The following is a 21,516-nucleotide window of genomic DNA, read 5'->3' as shown; positions in this document are numbered from 1 at the left end:
GTGGCGCGCGACGAAGAGATGCTGCGCGAGACGGTGGCCCACCTCGAGCAGGCGCTGCACCGCGAACGCGAGCTGCGGCGCGAGTCCGAGGGGCTGCTGACGGCGGTGGGCGCGGCCGCGACGGCGCGGTCGCTGCCGGACGCCGAGGCGGCGCTGCTGGCCGTGCTGGCGCCGGTGTTCGGCTACGAGGCGGGTGCCGTGCTGGTGCCCGACGCGGGCGCGACGTACCGGGCGGTGACGGCGACGGAGACGAGGCTGTCGGCGGTGCGCCTGGCCGCGGGCAAGTTCGTGCAGCGGGTCGAGGGCGGCGAGGTGGTGGCGGTCTTCGATGTGGCGCGGGTGCCCGATCTGCAGCCGCTGACCGCGGTGCCAGGGGTCCGCGCGGCGCTGATGATGCCGCTGCGCACGAGCCGGGGCGCGGCGCTCCTGCTGGGGGTGCATTCGCGGGCGGCGGCCTTTTCACCGCGCCAGGTGACGCTGGCGCGCAGCTTCCTGCGGACGGCAGGGCCGCTGCTCGAGAGCCAGGTGGCCCGCGAGCGCGAGCACCTGGGCAGCGTGGCGGCGGCCCGGGCAGCGGCGCTCGAGCAGAGCAACGCGGAGCTCGAGCGACGGGTGGCGGAGATCGAGGCGCAGCGCTCGCAGATCCTGCGGCTGTCGGCGCCGGTGCTGCGAATCTGGCAAGAGGTGCTGGCGGTGCCGCTGGCAGGGACGCTGGCAGAGGAGCAGCTGGCGCACGTGAGCGAGAAGCTGCTGGCGGCGATTTGCGACACGCGGGCCAAGGTGGCGATCCTCGACATGACGGGGCTCGAGTCGATCGAGGTGAACGGAGCCGAGCGGCTGCACGGGATCTTCGCGGCGGTGCGCCTGCTGGGGGTGCATTGCTTCGTCAGCGGGGTGCGCCCTGCGGTGGCCAATGCCTTGACCGCCGAGGGCGCGGCGCCGCGGGCCGAGACGTTCGCCACGGTGGCCGACGCGCTGGTGGCGGCGATTCGTCGCTGCAAACGCTGACGGTGATGACAAGGAGACCGCGAATCATGGGACTGCCGTGATTCGCGGGACCATGCGCGAGTCGTGAGGCGCGGGGATTCGCCGGATTGCGTATTTGACCGATGCTCGGCGAGGGATGTCCTGGCATGATTCACCGGATCGTGGACGGTGTCGGCGGACAAGAAGTGAGCGCCGCGGGCGGCTCGAGGTCGTCGACTGTGACGCGGGCGGACGTGGCATGGCTCGCGCCATCGGTCACGCGCCGTCGTTCCCTCGGAGTTGGTCATCGGGAGCGAGGGCGGTGATTTCGCAAAGAGGCTCGCGCGGGGGCGAGGGGCGCGGTAGCATGCGCGGGTGGACGAAGGGGCGCTCCTCGAGGCATGGCGCGGCGGTGAGGCCGAGGCGGGGCGGCAGCTCATCACCCGCTATTACGCGGCGATCTATCGCTTCTTCTACGGCAAGACCGAGGCGGGGGCGTGCGAGGATCTGGCGCAGGAGACGTTCGAGCTGGTGGTCCGCCGGCGCGACGCGTTCCGCGGCGACAGCCCGTTCCGCGCCTATGTCTACGGGATCGCCCGCTTCGTGCTGGTGGCGCACATCCGCCGGCGCCAGCGCCACGGCAAGCGGTTCGAGCCGGCCGAGCACAGCGCGATCGATCCGGCGACCGAGGGCTCGGTCTCGGCGCTGTTCGCCGACCGCGAGCTCGAGTACATCGTCGCCCAGGCGCTGCGATCGCTGGCGCTCGACGACCAGATCCTGGTCGAGCTCAAGGACTGGGAGGGGCTGACGCAGGCCGAGCTGGCGGCGCTGTTCGAGGTGCCGCAGCCGACGGTGGCGCGCCGGCTGCAACGGGCCCGCACGCGCCTGCGCGAGGCGGTCGAGCGGCTGGTCGCCGACCCGGCGCTGCGCGACGCCAGCGTGCACGGGCTCGACAGCTGCATGCAGAGCATCTACGGCAAGCTGCAGGCCCACCTCGGCCGGGTGCGCGACGGCGAGCGGTGAGCGCCCGGCGACTTTTCAAAAATCTCCGGGGATCAGAAATACTGGCTGCGGACACCCCACCGGCGAGGAGTTCGCCATGCCCGTGCCCTACCTTGTCCCGCCCACCGAGATCGTCCGTCGCGCCCAGGACCGCCTGCTCGCCCGCGTGTCCGCGCTGGCCGACGCTTCGGCGACGCTGACCGACGCCGCCGAGCCGCCGACGCTCACGCCCACGGCTCGCCCGGAGCTGCCCGAGGAGCAGCGCTATGTGTTCCGCGAGGCGCTGGCGGCCGGGGGGATCGGGGTGATCCGTCGCGCGGAGGATCGCCGGCTCGGGCGGGTGATCGCGGTCAAGGAGCTGCTGCGCGCCAGCCCCGACGCGCAGCGGCGGTTCGCGCTCGAGGCGGCGATCACGGCCCGGCTGCAGCACCCGGGCATCGTGCCGCTGTACGACCTCGGCTGGCACGCCTCCGGCGAGCCGTTCTACTGCATGAAGCTGGTCGACGGCGAGAGCCTGGACGCGAAGATCCAGCAGGCGACGACGCTGCCGCAGCGGCTGCGGCTGGTCGAGCACGTGATCGCGGTGGCCGACGCGATCGCCTACGCGCACGCGCAGAAGGTGCTGCACCGCGACCTCAAGCCGGCCAACGTGCTGGTCGGTCGCTTCGGCGAGACGGTGGTGATCGACTGGGGCCTGGCCAAGGACCTGACGGCGGTCGAAAATGAGATGTCCGATGGAGCAGGTCCTTTGGACCATGGCACTTCGGACATGACGCAGGCGGGCACGGTGCTGGGGACGCTGCGCTACATGCCGCCGGAGCAGGCGGCCGGCGAGGTGGTCGATGTGCGCTCCGACGTGTACGCGCTGGGGGCGATCCTGTATCACGTGCTGGCCGGGCAGCCGCCGTTCGCGGCGGTGACGGGGACGGGGCTGGCGGCGCAGGTGCTGGCCGGCCACCCGAGCGATCTGCGGGGCGTCGATCCGGCGATCCCGGGCGAGCTGGCGACCATCGCCCACCGGGCCATGGCCCGCGCGCCGACCGATCGCTACCCGGACGCGGCCGCGTTCGCCGAGGAGCTGCGGCGGTTCCAGGCCGGGCAGATGGTGGCGGCCCACGCGTACTCGCTGCGCGAGCGGGCCCGCCTGTGGGCCCGCTCGCACCGGGTGGCGGTGGCGGGGCTGCGGCTGGCGCTCGCGGGCGGGGTGGCGCTGGCCTGGCTGGGCTACGAGCAGGCGCGCACGCGGGCCGAGGCGCGGGCGCAGACCGAGCAGGCCGAGCGCGAGGCGGCGGCCCAGGCCGACAAGGCGGAGCGCAGCGCGTTCGAGCGCCAGGCGGTGGTCGACGCCCAGCGGCTGCAGGCGTCGATCCTGCGCGCGCAGGACATGTCCGAAGAGACAGATCGAACGGACGCCGCGCGGGCGATCGCGCGGGCGGCCGCGGGCGAGGCGCTGCGCACCGGCGGCCCGATCGCGGCGGCCAGCCGGGCGCTGGCGGCGACGCTGATGGCGCCGCGGGTGGTGATGCAGTACGGCGCGGTCGACGGGCGCTACGTCAACCACGCGCGCTGGGCGGCGGGCGGCGAGGTCGTGCTGACGCTGGTCGAGGGCAGGACGCTGCGGCTGTGGGACGCGGGCAGCGGGCAGCGGCTGGTCGAGCTGGAGGGGGTGGCCGGGGCCGACGTCGCGGCCGACGGGGCGCTGGTCACCGCCGGCGAGGACGGGCTGGTGCGCCGCGACGTGCGCAGCGGGGCGATCACGGCGCGGCTCGGCGACGAGCAGCAATTGATCGCGATGTCGCCCGATCGGACCCGGATCGCCGCGCTGGCCGAGGGCGAGCTGCGCGTGCGCGACGCGAGCACCGGGGCGCTGATCGCCGCGCTGCCGCAGAGGGCCCACGCGGCCGCGTTCTCGCGCGACAATTCGCGGATCGTCACCGGCGACAACGGTTACGCGTGGTTGTGGTCGTTGCCCGACGGCCGCAAGCTGGGCGACCTGCCGACGTCGGCGCGCATGTACACGGCGCTGGCGATCTCGGGCGACGGCGAGCGCGTCGCGGTCGCCGGCAACGACATGGACATTTACATGTGGGACGTGGGCGGCGCGGCGCCGAAGCTGGTCAAGCGCGCGGTCGGGCCGACGTTCTCGCCGCAGCAGCTGCTGTTCACCGGCGACGGCGAGACGCTGATCTCGGTCATCATGGACGGGGCGTGGTTCGCGTGGGCGCCCGAGGACGGGCGGATGATCCGGCGCGTCGACGGCGAGGTCGCGCACTACGGGGCCGCGGCGCTGTCACCCGACGAGCGGTGGCTGGCGCTCGGGGCCGGCGACGGCACGGTGCGGGTGTGGGAGGTCGCGACCGGGGCGCTGCGGGCGACGCTGCGGGCCGCGTACGACGACGTGATGTCGCTGCAGTTTTCGCCGGACGGCGGCCAGCTGCTCGCGGGCACGGCGGCCGGGCCGACGCTGGTGTGGGAGCTGCCGCTGGCCGTGCCGGCGCGCTGGCGCGTGGCCCGGGCGCCGGTGGCGATGGACATCGATGTCGCCGGCGACCGCCTGGCGATGGCCGGCGACGGGGTGGTGACGGTGCATCGCGTGACCGACGGGGCCCTGCTCGCGGCGGAGGCGACCAACGACGTGGCGAAGCTGGTGCTGTCGGGCGCCGGCACGCTGCTCGCGGCCTCGCCCGCCGGCGCCGCCGAGCTGTGGGACGCCGACACGGGTGCGCTGCGCTGCGCGCTGCCGACCACGCTCGAGATGTGGCAGCGGCCGGTGTTCCTGCCGCACGCCGAGGCGGTGGTGACCGTCGACACGGAGAGCGCATTGCACCTGTGGTCGACGGCGGATTGCCGCGGCCTGCACACGCTGCGGCGGCCGAACCTGCCCTACGGCCGCATCGAGGGCACGGCGATCGGGCAGCTCGTGATCCCCGGGTGGACCACGCGGTTCGAGCTGCTCGATCCGTGGACGCGCGCGAGCGTGCAGTTCGACGGGCTCCGCAGCGAGCTCTCGGGCATCGCGGGGGCTCACGACGGCGCGCAGATGTTCGCCCACGGGAGCCGCGGCGACGCGAAGGTCTGGGACGCGCGCACCGGCGAGGTGCTGGCCGAGCTGCGCGGCAATGCGGCGCGGATCGTATCGGCGAAGTACTCGCCGGACGACAGCGCGATCCTCGGGCTCGACGACAGCGGCGCGGCGCGGCTGTGGCGGGCCGACGACCTCTCGCCGAGCGTGCAGCTCGAGGGGCGGCGCAACTGGGTGCGGCGATCGGCGGTGTTCTCGCCTGACGGCTCGAAGATTCTGATCGCCGATCAGCGCGGCGAGGTCGGCCTGTGGTCGGCGCACGACGGCGCGTTCGCCGGGACGATCGCGCGGCTGCACGGCGGGACGCCGGTGGAGCTGGCGTTCACCGCCGACAGCGAGGACGCGATCGTGATCGGCGCGCCCATCGGCGCGGTGCGGCTGCCGGCCACGCCCGAGGGCCTGCTCGCGGCCAGCGAGCCGCGTTGATCGTCGTGAATCGTGGCACTGCGGCAGTGGTGCCATTGGCCGCGGGCCCGGGTCATGGAACCCCTGTCGGGCGGCGGCCCATGCCGGCGCGGCGGTCGGTAGCCTCGGCAAGCGGGGACACGGGCGCTGCATCATGCGTGCTGCGTGGTGGCTACATTCGCGCGCTCGGACGATTGCGATGGCTTCGCCGGTCGGGGTCGCGGTAGAGTCACCCGGCTTCGGGAGGTCGAGGATGCGGCGGACAGGGTCGATTCACGCTTCGGTCGCGCTGGCATGGATGGTCGCCTGCACCCCGGGCGGCGCGGAGCAGCCGACGGACGGGGCAGGGCCGACGGGCGCGGGGCCCACGAGTGACGGGCCGACCGGCGCCGGGCCTTCGACGGGTGGCGAGCCCCCCACCAGTACCTCGGGCAGCGTCGATCCGACGGGTGGAGCGGACCCCACCGGCAGCGACTCGAGCGGGGGGCCCAAGCCCGACGCTGGCAATGACCCGACCGGGGGCGGTGATGGCCTGGGGCCGGCCGAGTTCGACACCGACGAGCTCGACGCGCCGTCGCACGGCGGCACGATCACCTTCCAGCAGATCGGCGCACCGGGCTGGTATCCGAGCCGGCGCGATCCAGCGGTGGGGCCGTGCGACGCGTATCAGAGCGACACTTGCTGCCTGGCGCAGCAGCAGGTCGACGGCGACGGGCTGACACCGTGGGACGAGGACCTGATCCTCACCTTGCGCGGGCCGCTGCAGCTCAAGCAATTCGCGGTGTACCAGCCGGAGGGTGCCGATCAGTGGGCGCTGGCCTCGAGCTGGGACGAGCGCCGGCCGGGCGACGGGCAGGGCGTCGCGTTCAAGGGCAACGAGACCGAGATGACGGGGTTCGACGGGATCGTCGGCACCGAGTGTCTCGTCAATGTCTCGACCGCGACGCCGTTCGCCTGCGGGGCGGGCAGCGAGCCGTTCTGCCCGGGCTCGCAGGATGGCGACTGGGACGGCTGGGCCGGCTCGAAGCTGTTCGTGCTGCTGGCGCGCATGCCCGACGCCGACGCGGTCGGCGAGCCGTGCTCGGACGACATGGCCGGCAATTGGTACAACGCGCCGTGGATCGGCCTCAGCCTGGGCGAGCTGGTGCGCGCGGGCTCGTTCTCGAATTGCCAGTGTTACGCCAAGAACCCCGATGAATGGTACCTCGGCGACGGGTGCGGCCAATTCAACGTGTGGGAGGTCGTCAACGACAACAACCAGTACCAGAACTTCGGCGTGTTCAGCACCAACTTCTTCGGCTACGCCGGCTACGTCGGCGAGGGGCCGTGCGGCGACGGGTGCGACGCCTCGCAGTTGGGGCCGGAGGTCGACCTGATCGACAAGGGCGAGAACGTCGAGGCGGCCGCGGGCGCGGTGGCGACCCCGAATCAGGGCCCCGGCGTGGCGTTCCGCCGGCCGATCGACGGGTACCGCTATTTCATCGTGCTGATGGACACGGCGTCGCGCACTGTGCAATTGGCGATCGTGCACCCGGAGCAGGTCCCGCCCGCGCTCGCGCCGCTGTTGCCGGGGTTGCCGGGGGCGGTGTCGCAGGCGACGATCGGCGAGGCGCTCGGGCTGCGGCTGCCGAACTGAGAAAGATGCGAGGTATGATGATGCGCGGACAATGGTGGCTGATGCTGGCGCTGGCGGCCGGCTGTGGTGACGACGGCGGAAACTCGAGCGAGGCCGGGTCGACGACCGCGGGCCCGACGAGCGGGGGCGAGACGACGACGCCGACGGGCAGCGGGGGGCCGTCCACCGGACCGACGAGCGGCGACGGGCCGACGAGCGGCGACGGGCCGACGAGCGGCGACGGGCCGACCAGCGGCGACGGGCCGACCAGCGAGGGCAGCAGCACGGATGATTCGGGCGGCGTCGATCGCTCGGGCTGCAAGCGGGGGATCGCGTACGGCTATCATTCGCACGCGGACATGGCCGCGCTCGCGCCCGGGGTGTCGTGGTGGTACAACTGGACGGTCCCGCCCGATCAGGAGGTCGGCGATTACGTTTCGCTCGACGTCGAGTTCGTGCCGATGCTGTGGGGCGGGGCCTCGCTCGATCAGGACCCGCCGATCCCGGCCGGGGCGCGCTACCTGCTGGCGTTCAACGAGCCCAATTTCGGCGCCCAGGCCAACCTGACGCCGCAGGAGGCGGCCGCGCTGTGGCCGCAGGTCGAGGCGGTCGCCGACGCGCACGGGCTCGAGATCGTGTCGCCGGCGGTCAACTACTGCGGCGGCGATTGCAACAAGACCGACCCGTTCGAGTGGTTCGACGAGTTCTTCGCCGCCTGCCCCGATTGCCGCGTCGACCACCTCGCGGTCCACTGGTACGCCTGCGACCGCCCCGCGCTCGAATGGTACATCGGCGAGATGAAGCGCTACGAGCGGCCGATCTGGCTGACCGAGTTCTCCTGCCTCGACGCGGAGGACAAGTCGGTCGCGGTGCAGCTGCAATACATGCAGGAGGCGCTCGAATACCTCGAGGCCGAGCCGGCGGTGGCCCGCTACTCGTGGTTCAGCGGCCGCTTCGACCCGGCGCCGACGATCGACCTGCTCGCCGGGTCGGGGCAACTGACGGAGCTGGGCCAGCTGTACGTCGAATCGCCCGCGAGCTGCCCCTGAGCCCGGGGCGGTCAGGGTGCATTCGGCGGCCGCGGCAGCGAGGCCGTGGCGAGCACGACGGAGGATCGGCCGGTGCTCGCGGTCAGGCGACCGGCACACCGCGCGCCCGCAGCGAGTCGGCGGTCGCTTGCACGGCCTGGGCGCCGACGAGCCGGCTCGAGACCAGGACCGGCGGCCGATTCTTCGCCTCCAGGCGGAGCACGGAGAGCGTCTCGGTCGCGGAGCGGGTCACCTCGAGCCTCGCGCTCTCGATCGACGCGAGGACGACCTCGGTCGCGCCGCCGAGCACGCCGGGGATCGTGAGGGCGCGGTCGTCGATCACGATCGCGTGTTCCGAACGCCGGCGGCGCGCGAGCAGCCACGCGGCGCCGACGAAGCCGGCCGTCGAGAGCGCCACGAGCTGCCACATGAGGGTTCGCGCGCTGTCGGTCGTCGCGGTCATCGCGAGCCAGAGGCAGAGGAGCATCACCGCGGGCTGGAGAAAGACGTTCACCCACAGGAGCCCGTTCGGGGCGCGCACGGGGATTCGCAGCGGGTCGCTCATCGTCGCTTCTTATAGCGCGAGCCCGGTCGCTGCGACGCTGGCGAGGCGTTCGTCCGTGAAGAGGGGCGCTTGAGTTTCGACCGAGCGAGCCGGCTCCGTCTGCATCTACTGAACAGAATGAGAGTGATCGCCGCGCGTGTGCCTGTCCCCGGGCGGCGTCGATCGCTGACAAGTGGCCGGCGCACGTGGCCCTGAGGTCGCGGGCAAGAGCGGGCTGGAGCGTTCCCACGCGCCGGGAGCAGCTCGACGGATCCACGGAACGCTGTGTGCCCGGCGTGCTCGCGTCGCTGCGGCGGACCGTGAGCGGCGTCAATCTGCATGGTTGCTACCCCTGCGACCTGTCGCATCTTCGAGGCAGTTCGAGCGGGATATCGCCGAGGGAGGATTTCGATGCACTACACCACGATCGTGCTCAGCAGCTTGTTATGCACAATTCCGTACGTCCAAGACTGTGATTGCGAGGTCGACGTGCCGGACCGCGATGATGACGACGACGACGACGACGACGGTCACCACGACAAGCTGTACTGGGCCGAGGGACCGCAGCAGGACGTGCCTGCGGGCGACCTCGTCGGCTGGGAAGAGTGCTTCGCGAATCTCTACGACGAGGTCGAGCCCGACCTCACCGACGAGATCCTCGGCGAGGCGTGTACCGGCTCCAAGCTGCTCATGGCGTGCCGCCCCGTCGGCGCGGACGATTTCCAGCTGCTGGCGATGGGCGAGCGGGCCGACGTGCTGTTCGACGTCGGCAGCCAGGGCGACGGCAAGCACGAGGCCAACGGGGTCGCCTGGTACTTCAGCGACAATTTTTCGTGGGGCTTCGCGCGCGCGGGCGACAGCGTGAATCGCACCGAGTGCGACACGCAATTCGGGGGCCCGGAGGACAACTCGAGCCTGCGCCTGTGCTGGCACACCCTCGGCGACGAGATCGGGACCGGCTATCGCTGCGGCGCGAACGAGAATCTCAACGGGTCGGATACGTTCGAGCGGGTGATCTTCCACGCCGAATGACGCGGCGGCGGGCTCGGCTCAGCCGAGCCGCGGGTCGGGCGCGAGATTGCGGCTGACAACGGCGAAGTCGATCGGGGCGGCGAGGCCAGCTTCGCCGTGGTGAAGCAACTGTGGGTACGCGGGGAAAGCGGGATCGTCCGCGCCCGGGCGACCTGTCAGCGGATGTCGTCGAGGTTCGCGCCGAGTCGCTCGGCGTAGAGGCCGAGGGTGCGCTGCCAGGCCGGGCGGGCCATGGCCCGCGCGTAGTAGGCCTGGGTCCGTGGATACGGCGCCAGCAGGTCGGTCTTCCGGACGCCGCGCAGGACGGAGGCCAGCATGATGTCGGCGGCCGTGAACGCGTCGCAGGCGATCCACTCGCGGCCTTCGAGGCGGCGCTCGACGTCGCGGAGCCAGCGGTCGGCGATCTTGCGCACCTCCGCGGTGACCTTGTGGGCGGCCTTGTCGTGGTCGAACATGCCGATCAGATCGAGGCACACCAGGGTCTGCTCGACGGTGCTGGTCGCGGCGAAGCACCACTGGACGACGCGGGTGCGGCCCTGGAAATCGCCCGGGATCAGCTTGCCGGCCTTCTCGGCCAGGTAGAGCACCACCGCCGCCGACTCGGCGACGATGAAGCCGTCGTCGTCGATCACCGGGGCTTGATGAAAGGGGCTGATCCGGCTGAAGGCCTCGCCGTCGAGCTCACCGGCGGTGTGGTCGAGCGCGTGGACTCGATACGGCAGCCCGGTCTCCTCGAGCGCCCACTGGGCCCGCAGGTCCTTCGTCTCGCCGTGCCCCTCGGGGAAGATGCGTCCGAAACCATAGAGCGTGATCATCGTGTCCTCCGATCGGCGGCCGGATCTGCCGGCGCCTCGCCGGAGCGTGCCACACAACCCGGGAGGTGTCGGCGGGATGAATGAGGCCAGGTCCCGGCTTCACGGCGCGTCGTCGGCAAGCAAGCCCGCGAGCGCCGGCTCTGCGAGCATGCGCTCGCGGGTCCGCTCGGGCGTGACGCTGCGGCGAATGGCAGCCTGCGCGTGCACCCGGGCCTGCGCCGGCGACTCCGGGGCCAGCAGGCGCGCGAGCGTGGCGCGTGGATCTCGGCGAGCTCCTCGTCCTCGTCGAGGTCCGGGCTGACCCGCTCGAGCGCCGCCTCGAGGTCGCGGATCGCCGGGGCGCTCCGGCCCTCGGAGGCCGCCAGCAGCCCGCGCAGCGCCAGCAACCGGGCCAGCGCCGCGTGGTCTTCGGGGCCGGTCGGGGCCGCCGGGGCGAGCGCGTGCAGCCCGGCGAGCGCGGCCCGGCGGACCTCACCGTCGCCGAGGTGAGCGCGCAGCCCGGACCACACGTCGACCAGCGCGGGCAGCAGCGGCGCGCAGGCGCCGACCAGGGCGGCCGCGACGAGCGGGCGGGTGCGCACGAGGACGGCGAGGTCGGCCCGCGCCGCCGGGTCGAGCAAGACCGCTGCGGCGGGCCCGGCGGCTCGCTCGAGCCCCGCGAGGTCGCCGAGGCGCTCGAGGATGACCAGCCGGATCGCGTGCTCGCGCGCCGTGGTCGCGGGCATGTCCGAAAGGACAGCCGCCGCCGCCGCCGGGTCGTCGTCGACGAGGTGGCGGGCCGCGACGTCCCATGCGGCCAGTCCGGCCGACGCCGCAGAGGGGGAGGCCGGCACGCTGGATGATGCCGCACGCGGCGGTGATTTGCCCCTTTCTTACTACACTGCCTGGGGTTGGTGCTGGTGCGGTGCTGATCCAGTTCCTCGCACCGCTAACGGTGTAGGCAGCAGTTGCTCGGACGCCCATGTTAGTGCTAGAAGTCAATGCAACAGCATTTGCTCGGGCAACTACCAGGGTCAAGAATGCTTCTTCTACCCGTAGTCGACTCCTCGACCCGGTGCTTTTGTCGGCCGGGCAGCGGTAGTCATCCATGAGCGCCGGTCGATGCCGTCGACGGAGGTAGCGAGTCGAGTCGGGCGCGGCGACTGTTCGCCATGGCGGAGTTGTTGCTGCTCGCTCGCTAGACTCGCCAACCGCGCTGCCGAGGTCGCCGCACCTAGCGGCTAAGTGAGGTGGCATCGGCGGCGTCATCGCCGGCGCCCGGGATTACGCGGAATCGGCGGCTAGCGACGGGTTCGAGAAAGTCTGCCCTTCACCTTGCAGATCTCTGAGCCTCATCCAGCATCCCAGGACGCTCATGCACGCCATCGCCCTCATCCTCTCCCTCTCCTTACCCGGCCCGGTATCCGCTTGCGATGAGGTCGAGGCGACCTTCGCTGAAGTACTAACGGCGCCAAGCCACGTTCGGAACCTCACCGCCTCATTCAACTTCACGGACGGAATCGCCGGTCAGATCGACTATGTCCTGCCGGACGTCGGCCCGCTGAGCATTGCTTTGCGCATCGATGCTAGCGGGAGCGGCACGGCCACATTTGTTGTCGAGCGCGTTCCGATCGTCGACCTTCGGTTCGTCGATTGGGAGTTCGTGGGCGAGTTCGGTCACTCGTCTACATCCCTATCTCCGAAGCGGGTCGCCCGGATCGCCGCCAGCATCGTGCAGATCTGGTTGGATGAAGGGCTTGAGCTAGCGGGCCTCGGTGAGGACGAAGCGCGATGGAAATGCTGGTTAGCTGGAGCATTTGCGGCCGCCACGGTCGGCATTGTTACGGTGACCGGTTGTGGTCCCTGCGGCGCAACAACCGGGCTCGCCGCTGGTGCCTATGTGAAGAACAAATGTGATAAGGCCCAGAACAAGAGGGACAAGAAATGAAGGAGTACATGGAAATCTACGGGAAGCGGCCCTTCCCCGCCCAGTACTTGGGTTTCTGGCCAACGCGCGAATTCTGGAACATAGCGATTCGCACACCGCTGGGTATTGGGGCAATGGCTTTGGCCTTCATCCCGCTCGCGCTCTTGGATAGCTTGTTCGGTTTATCGACGTGGCAAATATGGGTGTATAGTCTATTACTGCTTCCTCTTGCTGGTGTAATCGAGCGGCGCATGCGCGACCGCATCCAACGGCGATCGGCGCGATTACCCGCCCAATCCGTACCTGCCCAGTCCACACCCGCCCAGTCCGCGGCCTTGGTTCAGGCTGGCCCTGATCAACCTCTTGGCTTCTGCGCTACCGAGGAGTTCCAACAAGCCTTCTTCCGCCACCATTTCGGGAACCTCGGAGGAGCCGCACGGCTCACCCTAGAGTTGTCGCTCGGCGCTCTTGTTGTATTTGCCACGGGCCCATTCTGGGGCATCGGTATTATCATGGTTTATATTGTTTGGCTCGGTGCGGTCGAACGGCGCTTCCGTAGAAGGCCTGAATTGCCCGAGTAAGGCCAGAGACGATCGGCGAGCATCTTCCTGTCGGAAGGGTCATTCGCGGACGGGAGCCGGAATAACGCCTGATGCAGCCGCTTGCCTGACAGGCAGTAGCCGTTCTTGTCCCACCACAGCACCTTGAGGCGGTTGGAGCGCCGGTTCGTGAATACGAACAGCGCGCCGCTCCGCGGGTCTTCGCCGATCACCTGCTTCGCCGCCGCGGCGAGTCCATCGAAGCTGCGCCGCATGTCGACCGGCTGCGTGCAGACGAAGATCCGCACCGACGTAGGGATCATCGCCGCGCCTCCAGTACGTCGAGCACACGCGCGAGCGCCTCGGCTTCCACGCGGCCGCGCACCCGGAGGCGAAGATGTCGGCGAGAGGGGTCGCCTGCAGCGCGCTCGGGTGCCGGCGGAGCCCGGCGTGGCGCCCGGGCGATGGTGTGCGGCGGACGATCCTGGCAGGTGGTAGACAAGAGGTCATACATCCGGTGGGGTGGGTACTCGTCGCTGGTCTATGTCTTCATGCCAGCGGCGTACCTGGCCAACCTGACCCTGCTGACGTATGCAGCGTATCTGCTGATTCGCCGGCTCGTGAATCGGCTGCACGTGCACCCCTTCCGCGTGGTGGCTTCCGGACGGGTGGAAGCCCGGCGCACGGCGTTGACCTCCGATCGACGGCCATCCTCGCGTCCAACTTTGGAAGATCGTCGCGAGATCCATCGAAGTAGCGACGACATCGAGACGACAGGCCCGAGACGAGCGGCAGATCGTGCCGCCGCGCAACCAGGCTCCTGTCAGGAATACTCCTACGCCGAGAACTGGTAGAACGGCGGGCTCGACGGCGAGGTGAACCCCCGATGTCGGTGCATTCCCCGCAATACGACGTTTCGCCGACCCGCGTTCAGCTCGGTGCGACGACCGGCCTGAACGTTGATTACATGGCAATGGCGGGTTGACGCCGCGACAGCGGTCTCGGCGGCGCCGGCGCCCCCGGTCGCGGTACCTACAACTACGCAGTGCGCCGGACGTGCGGCGGTCTGCGCGCTGCCATCATTCGCCGAGTCTCCCCGAACGGTGGGCTTCCAGTCGCTGGCGCGATCCTGGCACTCTGCGCATTGATGACCACCCCACGGACCCAAGTATCGCTCTTCGTCGGCGCCCTCGCGCTCGCTGGCTGCGGAGACGCCGGCACGACGACCACGGACGGGCAAGTATCCGCCAGTACCACCGACACCAGCACCGGCGAACCGGGGACGACTGGGACGCCGGTCACCACAAACGAGCCGCCGACTTCGACGACGACGACGACGGGGACGCCGACGACCTCGACGAGCACCACCGCCGACGAGACGGCCTCCTCGGACTCGACGCTGCACCCGAGCACCACCGAGGTCACCACCGAGCCCGCGGCCTCGTGCGACGACGGCACGCTCAACCAGGACGAGACCGACGTCGACTGCGGCGGCTCCTGCTCGCCGTGCGCCGACGGCCTCCAGTGCACGCAGGACGGCGACTGTGAGATCGGCAGCTGCGTCGGCGGCGTGTGTGCGGCGCCGAGCTGCGAGGACCTGGTCAAGAACGCCGACGAGACGGACGTCGACTGCGGCGGCGCGACCTGCCCGGCCTGCGGCGACGCGCTCGCGTGCGCCGAGGCCAGCGACTGTGCCAGCGGCGTGTGCACCGACGGCGCGTGCGCCCAGGCGACCTGCGGCGACGGCGTGCTCAACCAGGACGAGACGGACGTCGACTGCGGCGGGGCGACCTGCAACGGCTGCCTCGGCGAGGGGCTGTGCCTCGAGGACAGCGACTGCCTGTCGGCGATCTGCACGCTCGGCCTGTGCACCGCGCCGCTGTGCCTGAGCGACGCCGACTGCGACATGCTCGACGGCGATTGCACCGAGGGCGCGTGTCAGATGCCGGGCTTCACCTGCGTCGCCGAGCCGGTCAACGACGGCCAGGCGTGCGAGGACGGCACCGTCTGCTTCGAGGGCAGCACTTGCAACGCCGGTAGCTGCGGCGGCGGCACTCCGCTCGATTGCAGCGGCGAGGCCGGCGCCTGTCATACCGGCGCCTGCGACCCGGTGAGTGGCTGCTTCGCCCAGGAGGTCCAGGACGGCACCGCGTGCGACGACGGCAACTCCTGCACCAACCTCGAGGTGTGCGACGCCGGCGTGTGCGGCCCGTCGCTCGAGGATCTCTTCAACGAGGACTTCTCGGACAACGGCGCCGGCTGGACGCTCGGTACGCAGTGGGCGATCGGCCCCGCGGCCGCGTCGGTCGGCTGCCAGAACGGCCAGGACCCCGCGCTGGACCACACCCCGACCGACGACAACGGCGTCGCCGGTGTCGTCCTCGGCGGCTGCATCCCCAACTCCACCATCCACGACTACTACTGCCTCGAGAGCCCGACGATCGATCTGTCCGCGGCGCCGGCCGACGTCCACCTGTCGTACTGGCGCTACATCAACAGCGATTATACGCCGTACATGAAGAACACGCTGTCGGTGTACAACGGCACCAACTGGGTGGTCCTCTGGGAGACGCTCGCGACCGGGACCTACGACACCGAGTGGAAGTTCTTCTCGTACAACGTCACGCCGCACAAGAACGCCGACTTCCGCGCGCGCTGGTGCTTCAACGTCGGCAGCACTCTGGTGTATCTGGTCGGCAGCTGGAACGTCGACGACGTCAGGGTCGGCCCGGCCGCTTGCACGCCGTGAGCCCGCTTCAGCGGCCGCTGGCGCCGAGCAAGGCCGCGAGCTCGTTCCACGGGGCGGGCTCGAGGTTGTAATCCGGGGCCGGCGAGGGCTTGCGCCCGCTGGCCTCGCCGCCGCCGCCGAGGGGACAGACGATGCGGACGGTGCTGCCGTCGGGCAGGCGCAGCGCCAGCAGCGGGTGCCAGAAGGTGCCGCGGATGTAGCGCGACGAGACCTTGAAGACGTGCTGCTCGACGCTGGCCTGGACCTCGGCGACGGCGATCCGCCGCTCGCCGAGGCTCAGGGTGCCGCCCTCGATCGTGAGCATCGGCCCGCGCTTCCAGGTGAAGACGACGTAGACCACCGCGGCGATGAAGAGCGGGCCGGCGAGGAACGCGAAGCCGTCGGCGGCCGTCGGGGCGGCGCTGCGCAGCGCCGAGGCGCCGAGGACGACCGCCATCGTGACGAACAGCGGGGCCCAGGTGAGGCGGACGATGGCCCAGGTCGAGCGGTGGGGGGCGAGCCGGGCCGAGAAGTTCACGCGGCGATGGTAACGCGAGCGAGCCGCGCACGACAGGGCGCCGTGCCGCGCGGGATCGACCTTCCACGGCGCCAGGCGCGACCGGGAGGTCGTGCGTCGGCGCGATCGCGGCGACGGGTGCGATGATGCATGGCCGTAAGGACATGTTTTTATAAACATGTCGAATGGGACATGCATGCATTTGCGCCCGCCTCACGCGAGGCCGAGCAATGGCCAGACCACGCCGCGGAGGAACGGCGGGTGGAACAGCAGCGGCATCGGCAGCACCAACCACCCGACGGTCCAGGCGTGGGCCAGCCACGGGCGGCGCGCGAAGGCGGGGCGCAGGCGCGGCTCCAGGCGGGTGGCGCCGCCGTGGAGCAGGAAGTACAGCATCGGCCCGCCGAAGCCGGCGCGGACCGGGAGGCTGATGGCCACCTCGTGGAGCAGGCCCGAGAAGGCGAACGCGAGCACGGCGGCGCGGTCGCGGCCGAGCGCGGGCAGCAGCGGGCGATAGACGGCGCGCTGCGTCATCTCGGTGAAGGGGAGGTTCCAGCGGCGGCCCCAGAACTCGGACAGGCCGCGAGCAGCGAGCGGGTGGTCGAACAGCGAATACGCGGGGACGCCGACCAGGCGCCAGGCGCCGGCGAGCAGGTTGAAGAGGCCGAAGTGGAGCACCAGGCTGAGGCCGGGCAGGGCCAGGGCGGCGGCGAGCAGCTCGGAGCGGGGGAATACGAGGCGCGCGGCGAGCAGGCACAGGACGCCGACGCCGAGGCGGATCGCGCCCTTGCGCAGCAGCGCGCCGGCGCCGGGCAACGGGCGCCACGGGAGGGCGGCGAACAGGTCGGGGCGCATGCCGGGCCACGCCGCGGCCCAGCCGATCCACGCGAGCGGATCGAGCCGGCGATCGTGGGCGTGGCGCTCCTCGACGGCGACCACGCCCTTCATGGCGAACAGGACCACGCCGCAGATCGCAAACATGCGAAAGCCGGCCGGCGCGGCGACGCAGGCGAGCAGGACGGCGACGAGGCCGGTGAGCACGTTCGTCCACGCGAGCGCGCGGGCGGCCGCCCGATCGCGCAATCGCGGCAGCACGAAGCCGACGGCGAGCACCCCGCTCAGCGCCGCGCCGGTGACGGCGAGCGCCACGTCAACGGCGATCGGCATGGAAGTCGGCCCGGGGAGCGCAGCCATTGGTGTACGCGGCCGCGGCGTAGACGACGGTCAGGGCCACGAACGCGAGCTCGAGCGAGACGCGCGCGAAGGTGTTGAAGCGCGAGCGCGGCAGCTCGGTCAGGTCGAAGTAGGTCCATTGCACGACGACCCGCGACAGCCAATAGATGGCGATGAATGTGCACACCGCGGCGGCCAGCGGGCTGCCGTCGAGCAGGCTCGCGGGCGCCAGCGCGGACACCAGGCCGAATGCGAGGTTGGTGCCGAGGATGTAGGCGGCGTAGACCCAGAACATCTGCCGGAGCAGCGGCGACATGCCGGCCAGCTTGAGTCGCCAGCCGAGCTGCCGCGGGATCGCCAGCGAGGCGAGCGCGAGGGCGATCTGGCCGACGCCGGCGAGCCAGATCAGGGGCTGCAGCCAGGCTTCGAGGTTCATGCGCGGCGATCGTAGCCGGGCCCTCGCGGTGTCGCCGGGCGGTGCGACGATCGGACCCATCCATGTGCGCAGAGGTGGCGGGCGGGTCCGCGCGCGGGCGCTCGCCGCAGGCGGTCGCGTGGTATGTTGGGCCGACGATGCTCGTGCGCCTCGCCCTCGCGCCGCTGCTCGGCGCGGCGCAGGTGCCCGCGCCGTCCGAGGACGCGCTGCAGTGGCGCGCGCCGGCGGGCTGCCCCGAGCGCGCGGAGGTGCTGGGGGCGGTCGCGCGCCGGCTGGGCCGGCCGCTGACGGCCGAGGAGGCCGCGGTCGAGGCGACGGTGGTGCGCGGCGAGCGGGGCTTCACCCTGCGGCTGCGGCTGACCGCCGGCGAGCGCGGTGAGACCCGCGAGGTCAGCGACCCGTCGTGCGCGGCCCTGGCCGACGTGGTGGCGCTGCTGGTGGCCGCCGCGGTCGAGCCGGCCCGCGTGCCGGCGCCCGCGAGCGAGGCCGAGCCCGAGGTCGCGAGCGAGCCGCGGCCGGAGCCGGTCGTGGAGGCGGTGACGGCCGAGCCGCTGGACGATCGGTTCGCGCCGATCGCGGAGCCCGAGCCGGCGCGCGAGACTGTCTCTTCAGACAGGTCCAAACGGCCAGGCGGGTTCGTGCGCCTGCACGGCGGCGGCGAGCTGGGGGCGGCGCCGCGGATCACCGGGGCGGTCGGGCTCGCGGGCGGGCTGCTGTGGCCGCGCTGGCGGGTCGAGGTCCAGGGGCTGTTCGTGGCGCCGCGGGGCGAGGTGCGCGACGTGGCCGGGTTTCAGGTCGAGGTGCGGGCGGGGCTGTTCGCCGGGGCGGTGCACGGCTGCGGCCGGCTGGGGCGCGGGCCCGTCGAGGTGCCGCTGTGCGTCGGGCTCGAGGCGGGGGCGATGCGCGGCGAGGCGCGCGGGCTGGCGACGGGCCGGGCGGCGGCGCAGGGCTGGCTGGCGGGGGTGCTCGGGGCCGGGCTGGCGTGGCACGCCGGGGCCCGCTGGAGCGTGTGGGGCGCGCTGCAGCTGGCGCTGTCGCCGGTGCACCCGCAGTTCGAGCTCGACGCGGCCCCGGAGCCGGTGCCGCTGTGGACGCCGTGGGCGTCGGGGCGGCTGCTCCTGGGGGTCGAGATGCGGTTCGGAGATCCATGGTGACGGATCGCCGGCAGGCCGGAGAATCGTGGGCACCAGCCGGACCGGCGATGACCCCGCGCGAAACCGCTCACGAGGACGAACCCCACCTGCGACGCTTTCAGGCGCTGTATCGCGCCGAATTCGCGTTCGTGTGGTCGGCGGCCCAGCACTTCGGCGTGCCGGGCGGCACGGTCGACGACGTGGTCCAGGAGGTGTTCTTGACCGCGTACCGCCGGCTCGAGGAGCTGCATTTCGAGGTGTCGCCGCGGGCCTGGCTGTTCGGGGTGACCCGCCGGGTCGCGTTCCGCCACCGCCGCGGGGCCGCGCGCCTGGCCCGGCGCCACGCGGCGTTCGCCGAGCTGGCCCGCCCGCAGGCCGCGGCGCCGCAGCAGCGCCACGACGACGCCCAGCTGCTGACGCGCGTGCTCGGCGAGCTGGCCGACGGCAACCGCACGGTGTGGGAGATGACGGAGCTGCTGGGGATGAGCGCGCCGGAGATCGCGTCGGAGCTGGGGCTGCCGGTCAATACGGTGTATTCGCGGCTGCGACTGGCGCGGCAGCAGCTGCAGGCGCTGGTGATCGGCGGTCGCCTCGATTCGCTGCGCGACGCCTCCCGCCAGCGCCAGGCGCCGCCGCGCGAGGCCGAGTCGCGCACGTGGGGCCTGATGCTGCCGATGTTCGGCAAGAGCGCGGCGAAGGTCGGGCTGGCGGCGTGGGTGACTTCGCAGACGGCGGCGGCGACGACGATGATCGTGGCCGGAGCGGCGACCATCGGGCTGGTGGTCGCGCGCGCGCCGGCCCGCGCGGCCGAGCGCCCGTCCGTGGCCAGCGCGCCGGTCGTGGCGGCGAAGCAGCCGGGCCCGGTCCTCGCGGCCGCGCCGACGCCGGCGCCGATCGCCGCGCCGGCGGTGATCCCGGTGCAGGTCCCGAAGGACATGTCCAAAGGGACATCCTCCCAGAGCGCCGCGAGCCCGCGGGCGACGAGCGAGGCGGAGGCGCCGAAGCCCGAGGCGAGCGACGCGGGGGCGCGGCTGGCCGCGGAGGTGGCGGCGATCGATCGCGTGCAGGCGCAGCTGGCGGCCGGCGATCCGGCAGCGGCGCTGGCCGGGGTGGCCGAGCACGCGCAGCGGTTCCCCGGCGGGGCGCTGGCGGACGTGCGCGAGGCGGCGCGCATCGAGGCGCTGTGCCGACTCGGCGACGAGCCCGCGGCGCTGTCGGCGGCGCAATCGCTGGTGCGCACATTCCCGGCGTCGGCGGTGGCCCAGCGGTTCGGCCATTTTAATCGCTGCGGGCAGTGACGGACGGGCCGACGGTCGGAGACGAGAGGGTGAGGCAACGACATGAACAACTTCGCTTACGTCCCCCGCATCCTTACGATCACGATCACGCTCGCGCTGGCCGCGTGCGAGCTGCCGACCAAGCTCGGCAACCTCTCGGCGACCGACAGTGGTTCGTCCGGCACCACGGGCGACCCGACGGCCACTGACGGCGAGTCCAGCGTGGGCACCACCGGCGGGACGACCGACGCGCCGGAAGAGCCCTGGCAGACCGCGACGACGATGTTCGACCCGTCGGAGACGACTCTGGTCGAGACTTCGACCACCGGCATGGCGATCCCGCCCGAGTGCGTCGAGCTCGGCGAGGCCGACTGCGAGGCCTACGGATGCCAGGCGTACCACGGCAAGGCGCTCGAGTTCCCCGGCTGCAGCGAGGGCCTGGTCTTCCTCGGCTGCTCGGAGCCCCAGGAGTGCGAGCACAACAGCACGATCTTCTGCGAGGACGGCACCGACGCGATCTACGACCTCGTCGACACCGGCTGCGCGCCAGCCGGATTCACGGCCTGCGAGGCGCCGGCGCTGGTGTACTGCGATACGTGCGAGTCGCTGGACGAGGCCGAGTGCCTGGACGAGCCCTCCGAGTGCCGGGCGATCTACGGCGCGCCCCACGTCGAGGTCGACGGCGATCTGTGCGCCGATTACGGGAACCAGGATTTCCTGGGCTGCATCGCCAACGGCGGCGCGTGCCCGCCGTTCATCCCGGTCGTCTGCAAGGTGGGCGAGCCCGACAAGGCCTGGGACGCGCCGTCCGGCTGCATTCTCCAGGGCTTCGAGGATTGCAGCCCCCCCGACTGGGTGCCGGGCTGCATGTGACGGGCAAATCGGCTGTCCTCCGGGACAGGTGACGAGCCTGATGCGGCGGATGGGCCCGGTAGATCCGGGCCCGTTCGCTTGGTGGCCTCGAGGACACGGCTCGAGTGTAATGGCGACGGCCGTATGTGCCGTGGGACAGGTGGCCGCGACGCGATCGCCGGGCGGCGCTCGCGGCACGCGACGAAGAAGATGTCCCACGGGACAGGTGACGGTCCGCCGCGGCGCGCCGGTCCTGTCTCTCGGGACCGGCTGTCGAGGCAGCCGCCGGCGCGGATGTCCTGAAGGACAGGTTCATGCGCGCCCCCGGGCTCGGCTGCGCCAGGCGATCTTCGGCGTGTGTGCGTGCGCGGGCGCTTGCGCGCGGTGCGCTTCCAACTCCCGCGGACCGGAGGACACCGGGCCGGGGTCGCCGGGGAACACCCGGGTACAGGGCGCGTTTCGGCCG

General features: G+C 71.7%; 19 protein-coding genes. 12 read left to right on the top strand and 7 right to left on the bottom strand.

What is annotated here, in order from left to right:
* The 5 genes from POL25_RS44795 (at position 1) to POL25_RS41700 (ending at position 8,119) form a co-directional block, all read left to right on the top strand.
* Positions 1-1,008 (top strand): STAS domain-containing protein, encoded by a 1,008-nt coding sequence (locus POL25_RS44795; RefSeq protein WP_272092017.1) that lies wholly within the window; start codon positions 1-3, stop codon positions 1,006-1,008.
* Positions 1,009-1,341: 333 nt separating this feature from the next.
* Positions 1,342-1,989, top strand: coding sequence for an RNA polymerase sigma factor (locus tag POL25_RS41715; protein WP_272092016.1), 648 nt, complete (start codon positions 1,342-1,344; stop codon positions 1,987-1,989).
* A gap of 76 nt (positions 1,990-2,065) precedes the next feature.
* Positions 2,066-5,476, top strand: coding sequence for a WD40 repeat domain-containing serine/threonine protein kinase (locus POL25_RS41710; RefSeq protein WP_272092015.1), 3,411 nt, complete (start codon positions 2,066-2,068; stop codon positions 5,474-5,476).
* Positions 5,477-5,708: 232 nt separating this feature from the next.
* Positions 5,709-7,091 (top strand): DUF2403 domain-containing lipoprotein, encoded by a 1,383-nt coding sequence (locus POL25_RS41705; protein ID WP_272092014.1) that lies wholly within the window; start codon positions 5,709-5,711, stop codon positions 7,089-7,091.
* A 20-nt stretch (positions 7,092-7,111) separates the two neighbouring features.
* Positions 7,112-8,119, top strand: a complete 1,008-nt coding sequence (locus POL25_RS41700; RefSeq protein ID WP_272092013.1) for a glycosyl hydrolase — start codon at positions 7,112-7,114, stop codon at positions 8,117-8,119.
* Positions 8,120-8,201: 82 nt separating this feature from the next.
* On the opposite strand, the gene POL25_RS41695 is transcribed toward POL25_RS41700, so the two are convergent.
* Positions 8,202-8,663, bottom strand: a complete 462-nt coding sequence (locus POL25_RS41695; RefSeq protein WP_272092012.1) for a hypothetical protein — start codon at positions 8,661-8,663, stop codon at positions 8,202-8,204.
* A 390-nt stretch (positions 8,664-9,053) separates the two neighbouring features.
* Here POL25_RS41695 and POL25_RS41690 point away from each other — a divergent pair, with 390 nt between their 5' ends.
* Positions 9,054-9,674: a hypothetical protein gene (locus POL25_RS41690; protein WP_272092011.1), complete on the top strand. Its 621-nt coding sequence runs from the start codon at positions 9,054-9,056 to the stop codon at positions 9,672-9,674.
* Positions 9,675-9,829: 155 nt separating this feature from the next.
* On the opposite strand, the gene POL25_RS41685 is transcribed toward POL25_RS41690, so the two are convergent.
* Both POL25_RS41685 and POL25_RS41680 read right to left on the bottom strand, forming a co-directional pair.
* Positions 9,830-10,489 (bottom strand): glutathione S-transferase family protein, encoded by a 660-nt coding sequence (locus tag POL25_RS41685; protein WP_272092010.1) that lies wholly within the window; start codon positions 10,487-10,489, stop codon positions 9,830-9,832.
* Positions 10,486-11,322: a hypothetical protein gene (locus POL25_RS41680; protein ID WP_272092009.1), complete on the bottom strand. Its 837-nt coding sequence runs from the start codon at positions 11,320-11,322 to the stop codon at positions 10,486-10,488. The genes POL25_RS41685 and POL25_RS41680 overlap by 4 nt, the downstream gene beginning before the upstream one ends.
* Positions 11,323-11,843: 521 nt before the next feature.
* Here POL25_RS41680 and POL25_RS41675 point away from each other — a divergent pair.
* Positions 11,844-12,416, top strand: coding sequence for a hypothetical protein (locus POL25_RS41675; protein ID WP_272092008.1), 573 nt, complete (start codon positions 11,844-11,846; stop codon positions 12,414-12,416).
* A 496-nt stretch (positions 12,417-12,912) separates the two neighbouring features.
* Here POL25_RS41675 and tnpB read toward each other — a convergent pair whose 3' ends face one another.
* The gene (gene tnpB / locus POL25_RS41670) at positions 12,913-13,257 is read right to left on the bottom strand and encodes an IS66 family insertion sequence element accessory protein TnpB (protein WP_272092007.1); all 345 of its coding nucleotides are present in this window, start codon (positions 13,255-13,257) and stop codon (positions 12,913-12,915) included.
* 228 nt (positions 13,258-13,485) lie between these two features.
* On the opposite strand from tnpB, the gene POL25_RS41665 reads away from it, so the two are divergent.
* Both POL25_RS41665 and POL25_RS41660 read left to right on the top strand, forming a co-directional pair.
* Entirely contained in the window at positions 13,486-13,788 is a 303-nt protein-coding gene (locus tag POL25_RS41665) for a hypothetical protein (RefSeq protein ID WP_272092006.1), read from the top strand.
* A 293-nt stretch (positions 13,789-14,081) separates the two neighbouring features.
* Positions 14,082-15,683, top strand: coding sequence for a hypothetical protein (locus POL25_RS41660; RefSeq protein WP_272092005.1), 1,602 nt, complete (start codon positions 14,082-14,084; stop codon positions 15,681-15,683).
* A gap of 7 nt (positions 15,684-15,690) precedes the next feature.
* Here POL25_RS41660 and POL25_RS41655 read toward each other — a convergent pair whose 3' ends face one another.
* The 3 genes from POL25_RS41655 to POL25_RS41645 all read right to left on the bottom strand — a co-directional run bounded on the left by POL25_RS41655 (position 15,691) and on the right by POL25_RS41645 (position 17,788).
* The gene (locus POL25_RS41655; RefSeq protein WP_272092004.1) at positions 15,691-16,200 is read right to left on the bottom strand and encodes a hypothetical protein; all 510 of its coding nucleotides are present in this window, start codon (positions 16,198-16,200) and stop codon (positions 15,691-15,693) included.
* Between the two features lie 192 nt (positions 16,201-16,392).
* Positions 16,393-17,346: an MBOAT family protein gene (locus POL25_RS41650; protein ID WP_272092003.1), complete on the bottom strand. Its 954-nt coding sequence runs from the start codon at positions 17,344-17,346 to the stop codon at positions 16,393-16,395.
* Complete coding sequence (locus POL25_RS41645; protein WP_272092002.1) at positions 17,330-17,788, bottom strand: hypothetical protein; 459 nt, start codon at positions 17,786-17,788, stop codon at positions 17,330-17,332. The genes POL25_RS41650 and POL25_RS41645 overlap by 17 nt, the downstream gene beginning before the upstream one ends.
* Before the next feature lie 137 nt (positions 17,789-17,925).
* On the opposite strand from POL25_RS41645, the gene POL25_RS41640 reads away from it, so the two are divergent.
* From POL25_RS41640 to POL25_RS41630, 3 genes are read left to right on the top strand one after another with little or no spacing between them, the layout of a single operon-like run.
* Positions 17,926-18,942 carry a hypothetical protein gene (locus POL25_RS41640; RefSeq protein ID WP_272092001.1) on the top strand — a complete coding sequence of 339 codons (1,017 nt, stop codon included), beginning with the start codon at positions 17,926-17,928 and terminating at the stop codon, positions 18,940-18,942.
* Between the two features lie 47 nt (positions 18,943-18,989).
* Positions 18,990-20,219 carry an RNA polymerase sigma factor gene (locus POL25_RS41635; protein ID WP_272092000.1) on the top strand — a complete coding sequence of 410 codons (1,230 nt, stop codon included), beginning with the start codon at positions 18,990-18,992 and terminating at the stop codon, positions 20,217-20,219.
* A 42-nt stretch (positions 20,220-20,261) separates the two neighbouring features.
* Positions 20,262-21,071: a hypothetical protein gene (locus tag POL25_RS41630; protein ID WP_272091999.1), complete on the top strand. Its 810-nt coding sequence runs from the start codon at positions 20,262-20,264 to the stop codon at positions 21,069-21,071.
* Positions 21,072-21,516 lie beyond the last annotated feature (445 nt).

Origin of the sequence: Nannocystis bainbridge (assembly GCF_028368995.1) — a bacterium.
Classification (GTDB): domain Bacteria; phylum Myxococcota_A; class Polyangia; order Nannocystales; family Nannocystaceae; genus Nannocystis; species Nannocystis bainbridge.
The sequence above is the reverse complement of the archived record's forward strand: the minus strand, read 5'-3'. Positions and strand labels throughout refer to the sequence as shown.

Excerpts from the sequence above, each read along its gene's own strand:
- POL25_RS41710 (WP_272092015.1), top strand. The coding sequence starts at position 2,066 with ATGCCCGTGCCCTACCTTGTCCCGCCCACCGAGATCGTCCGTCGCGCC.
- POL25_RS41705 (WP_272092014.1), top strand. The coding sequence starts at position 5,709 with ATGCGGCGGACAGGGTCGATTCACGCTTCGGTCGCGCTGGCATGGATG.
- POL25_RS41700 (WP_272092013.1), top strand. The coding sequence starts at position 7,112 with ATGCGCGGACAATGGTGGCTGATGCTGGCGCTGGCGGCCGGCTGTGGT.
- POL25_RS41695 (WP_272092012.1), bottom strand. The coding sequence starts at position 8,663 with ATGAGCGACCCGCTGCGAATCCCCGTGCGCGCCCCGAACGGGCTCCTG.
- POL25_RS41690 (WP_272092011.1), top strand. The coding sequence starts at position 9,054 with ATGCACTACACCACGATCGTGCTCAGCAGCTTGTTATGCACAATTCCG.
- POL25_RS41685 (WP_272092010.1), bottom strand. The coding sequence starts at position 10,489 with ATGATCACGCTCTATGGTTTCGGACGCATCTTCCCCGAGGGGCACGGC.
- POL25_RS41675 (WP_272092008.1), top strand. The coding sequence starts at position 11,844 with ATGCACGCCATCGCCCTCATCCTCTCCCTCTCCTTACCCGGCCCGGTA.
- tnpB (WP_272092007.1), bottom strand. The coding sequence starts at position 13,257 with ATGATCCCTACGTCGGTGCGGATCTTCGTCTGCACGCAGCCGGTCGAC.
- POL25_RS41665 (WP_272092006.1), top strand. The coding sequence starts at position 13,486 with ATGCCAGCGGCGTACCTGGCCAACCTGACCCTGCTGACGTATGCAGCG.
- POL25_RS41660 (WP_272092005.1), top strand. The coding sequence starts at position 14,082 with ATGACCACCCCACGGACCCAAGTATCGCTCTTCGTCGGCGCCCTCGCG.
- POL25_RS41650 (WP_272092003.1), bottom strand. The coding sequence starts at position 17,346 with ATGCCGATCGCCGTTGACGTGGCGCTCGCCGTCACCGGCGCGGCGCTG.
- POL25_RS41645 (WP_272092002.1), bottom strand. The coding sequence starts at position 17,788 with ATGAACCTCGAAGCCTGGCTGCAGCCCCTGATCTGGCTCGCCGGCGTC.
- POL25_RS41640 (WP_272092001.1), top strand. The coding sequence starts at position 17,926 with ATGCTCGTGCGCCTCGCCCTCGCGCCGCTGCTCGGCGCGGCGCAGGTG.
- POL25_RS41635 (WP_272092000.1), top strand. The coding sequence starts at position 18,990 with ATGACCCCGCGCGAAACCGCTCACGAGGACGAACCCCACCTGCGACGC.
- POL25_RS41630 (WP_272091999.1), top strand. The coding sequence starts at position 20,262 with ATGAACAACTTCGCTTACGTCCCCCGCATCCTTACGATCACGATCACG.